This is a genomic window from Polaromonas sp. UBA4122, from assembly GCA_002381615.1.
Lineage (GTDB): Bacteria > Pseudomonadota > Gammaproteobacteria > Burkholderiales > Burkholderiaceae_C > Polaromonas.
Map to the genome: position 1 here is coordinate 1 of DFWY01000056.1, position 2,502 is coordinate 2,502.

Consider the following 2,502-nt stretch of genomic DNA (forward strand, 5'->3'; position numbering starts at 1 on the left):
TATCTGACGCCGGAAGGGGAGCAACCAATATCGCCACCGTAATTCCGGATCATTTTTTCTGGGTGGTTTCAAGCTCGAAGTGCAACAGCTTGTCGATGTGACTGTAACTGCTTTACAAAAATCTCATGGTGTGTTTTGAAGCCGAGGCATTTTCTGGGGCGGTGATTGAGGCGGTGCATGTTGAAGAAGTCAGCATCCAGGGCTGAGGCGATACGCTCGTGCTGAGCGAACTCTTTGCCATCGTCGGTGTTCAGTGTGTGCACGCAGCACGAAAAAGGTCTGAGCAAAGAGATCATGGTGTCAGATACGGCCTGCGCCGTCTTGAACGAAACATGGGCGATCAACGAGTAGCGAGACGTGAGCTCGTTCATCGTGACGAGGGCCTGCTTCTGGGCTGCACAAATGACCAGATCGGCTTCTCAGTCGCCAAAGCGCGAACGCTCGGCCATGCACGACACACGCATAGTGCAGATCGCCACGGCATGAAAGTACGATTATTCTTGATCGGCTGGAACGAACCCGTCCAACCGTCTCGCGGCCGCCCGTCGCCGGCGTTAGCATCCCGTCCAGTACATAATCTAAAAAAGGAAATGCCATGTGGGAACCTAGCACTCGCTACCCCGATCCGGCTGTGCAGGTGCTGCACCCGGATTTCAACAACTACCGGCTCGCGCTTGCCTCGGTGGAGCGGTTCCATACTGGCTGCCGCTGGTCCGAGGGGCCGGTTTGGTTCGGCGATGGGCGCTATTTGCTGTGGAGCGACATCCCCAACAACCGCATCCTGAAATGGGACGAAGAGACCGGCGCCGTCAGCGTGTTCCGCAAGCCGTCGGACTTCGCCAACGGCAACACCCGCGACCGTCAGGGGCGACTGGTGACCTGCGAGCATGGCGGGCGGCGGGTAAGCCGCACTGAGTACGACGGCACCATCACCACGGTAATGGACAATTTCGAGGGCAAGCGCCTCAATTCTCCGAACGACGTGGTGGTGAAGTCCGACGGCTCGATCTGGTTCACCGATCCGCCCTTCGGCATCCTGGGCTGGTATGAGGGCTATAAGGCCGAGCCGGAGTTGAACGCGGCGATCTGGCGCGTCGACGGCGAGACCGGCAAGGCGACGATGATGGCCGACGATGTACTGGGGCCGAACGGGCTCGCCTTCTCACCGGACGAGAGCAAGCTGTATGTGGTCGAATCCCGCGCCAGTCCGCGCAAGATCCGCGTGTTCGATGTGCAGGACGGCATCAGGCTGGCCAATAACCGGGTGTTCATCGATGCCGGTCCGGGCAGCCCGGACGGCTTCCGTGTCGATGTCGAGGGTAATCTCTGGTGCGGCTGGGGCATGGGCGATCCGGAGCTGGACGGCGTGCGCATCTTCAACCCGGCGGGCGAGCCGATCGGCCATATCCAGTTGCCCGAACGCTGCGCCAACCTGTGCTTCGGCGGACGCTACCGCAATCGGCTGTTCATGGCGGCGAGCCACAGCCTGTATTCCCTGTATGTGAACACACAGGGCGCGCCAGGAGGCTAGCCCGCATATTTCACGCCACCGCTGTTGGCGCCGATCCATTTTTGACCCATGTGCCGAGATTCGGCTGACCCTTGCACCAGCCTTGCGAACCGTTGCAAGCATTGGGATTGGATGGATTTGGCTTGGGTTAGTCCGTCGTCGGCACATGGGTCAATTCTGAGTGGTTGCGGTTGTTGGAGCCAAGGTTTACACACACCGCTCCCTGAAGGCCCTCAAAAAAGGCCCTTGAGGTGCTGCACTACCCTACCCTACCCTGTCGTTACCTCGCCTCTTCATGTTGCCAGCGGAACGTTGCCAAGGTTTCAGGGGCGCCAATCCATGACGGCGTCTGTTAGGCTACCCTTTTTGGCAGCAACCCCACCAACCTGCGGTCAGGGGTAGTTATTGACAAACGGTTGGGATCACCCCCAGTTCTTGATACTAACTGGCAAATCAATCTGAAGGAAGTAATTTGATGGCTGAACCTACGAAACGAGTCACTTTTTATGTCGTGGGATTTTTCGTCGCGATCATCGTTCTCTTTTGGGCCTATGTAACGATCGCTTTGACCTGGAGTTATTCCAGCGGAGAACGTGCGGGATTCCTCCAAAAAATGTCAGCGAAAGGATGGGTTTGCAAAACTTGGGAAGGTGAACTTTCGTTAATTGCAATTCCAGGAGCCGCACCTGAGAAATTTTTATTTTCAGTAAGAGATCCTGCAGTCGCTTCGCTGGTCGAAGCATCAATGGGAAAACGCGTCACCTTGCATTATGAGCAACACAAGGGCCTGCCAACCACTTGTTTTGGGGAGACCGAATATTTCGTTGTGGGGCTAAAGGAAGTAACCCCCTAAACCATCAAAAAAAGCATTGATTTGTCCCGTAAATGTCCGCAATTGGCCATTCTTCGGATGAACCGGAATGACCGTAACGCTGCAAACCAGACGGCCAGTGAGCGACGACTTAAGACTGTAAAAACGTCAATGAAAATTT

Annotated in this window: 2 protein-coding genes and 1 pseudogene; 2 read left to right on the forward strand and 1 reads right to left on the reverse strand. The window is 56.2% G+C overall.

Annotated features, from left to right (window positions below; translation table 11 throughout):
- Positions 1-68: 68 nt before the first annotated feature.
- Positions 69-461: pseudogene (locus tag B3F77_RS07275) on the reverse strand (transposase); the annotation flags it as partial.
- 134 nt (positions 462-595) lie between these two features.
- On the opposite strand from B3F77_RS07275, the gene B3F77_RS07280 reads away from it, so the two are divergent.
- Positions 596-1,531, forward strand: coding sequence for an SMP-30/gluconolactonase/LRE family protein (locus B3F77_RS07280; RefSeq protein ID WP_293604316.1), 936 nt, complete (start codon positions 596-598; stop codon positions 1,529-1,531).
- 454 nt (positions 1,532-1,985) lie between these two features.
- The gene (locus tag B3F77_RS07285; protein ID WP_293604317.1) at positions 1,986-2,363 is read left to right on the forward strand and encodes a hypothetical protein; all 378 of its coding nucleotides are present in this window, start codon (positions 1,986-1,988) and stop codon (positions 2,361-2,363) included.
- The last annotated feature ends 139 nt before the right edge of the window (positions 2,364-2,502 follow it).

Coding starts and splice junctions, on each gene's coding strand:
- B3F77_RS07280 (WP_293604316.1), top strand. CDS start 596: ATGTGGGAACCTAGCACTCGCTACCCCGATCCGGCTGTGCAGGTGCTG.
- B3F77_RS07285 (WP_293604317.1), top strand. CDS start 1,986: ATGGCTGAACCTACGAAACGAGTCACTTTTTATGTCGTGGGATTTTTC.